Raw genomic sequence first — 1,160 nt, 5'->3', positions numbered from 1 at the left:
GGGCCGTCGAGTTCCGCACCGATGTGTTTGATGCGGCCTCTATCGAGGTTTTGATCGCCCGGTTGCAGCGGGTGCTGATGGCGTTGACCGCCGAACCCGCCCAGCACCTGTCGGCGATCGAGGTGCTGGATGCGGCGGAGTGCGCCGAGTTGGATGTGTTCGGTAATCGGGCGGTGTTGGGTCGGGCGGGTACGGGGGTGTCGATTCCGGCGGTGTTCGCGGGGCAGGTGGCGCGCACTCCGGAGGCGGTGGCGCTGGTGTGCGCGGGCGCCTCGATGACTTATCGCGAGCTTGATGAGGTGTCGAATCGGGTGGCGCAGGTGTTGGCCGGCAGCGGGGTGGGCGCGGGACAGTGTGTGGCGTTGGTGTTGCCGCGCAGCGCTGAGGCGGTGATCGCGATCGTGGCGGTGCTCAAGACCGGGGCGGCTTATCTGCCGATCGATCCGGCGCTGCCAGCGGCGCGCATCGGGTTCATGCTCGCCGATGCCGCGCCGATGGCCGCGGTGTGCACGCGCGAGCTGGCCGACCGGCTTGCGGGTTTCGCCGGGGTGGTGATCGAGGTCGATGACCCCGGTATCCAGGGTGTGGCGGGCACACCGCTGCCGGTGCCGGCTGCTGAGGAGGTGGCCCACATCATTTACACCTCGGGCACCACCGGGGTGCCCAAGGGGGTGGCGGTCACCCACCACAACGTGACCCGGTTGTTCGCCTCCTGGGATGCCGGGTTGGTGTTGGGGCCGGATCAGGTGTGGACGCAGTGCCATTCGTATGCCTTTGACTACTCGGTGTGGGAGATCTGGGGGGCGCTGCTACATGGTGGGCGGCTGGTGGTGGTGCCTGAGGAGGTGACCCGCTCCCCGCAGGAGTTGCAGGCTCTGCTGGCCGCCGAACAGGTCAGTGTGTTCAGCCAGACCCCGTCGGCGGTGGGGATGTTGTCTGCCCAGCAGGTCAACGCGGCGGCGTTGGTGATCGCGGCCGAGGCGTGTCCGGCGGCGGTGGTGGATCGGTGGGCGCCGGGGCGGGTGATGGTCAACGCCTACGGGCCGACCGAGACCACGATCTATGCCACCCTCAGCGCCCCGCTGCGGGCGGGGTCGGGGGCCCCGCCGATCGGTGCGCCGGTGGGTGGGGCGGCGTTGTTCGTGCTGGATGGGTGGTTG

The 1,160-nt window shown here is 69.4% G+C and carries 1 protein-coding gene; it reads left to right on the top strand.

The features are described from left to right. On the top strand, window positions 1-1,160 hold a 1,160-nt coding region (locus A5753_RS04140), incomplete at both ends, for an AMP-binding protein (RefSeq protein WP_156655938.1).

Origin of the sequence: Mycobacterium sp. 852002-51971_SCH5477799-a, from assembly GCF_001667145.1 — a bacterium.
In the GTDB taxonomy this organism is placed as follows: domain Bacteria; phylum Actinomycetota; class Actinomycetes; order Mycobacteriales; family Mycobacteriaceae; genus Mycobacterium.
The sequence above is the reverse complement of the archived record's forward strand: the minus strand, read 5'-3'. Positions and strand labels throughout refer to the sequence as shown.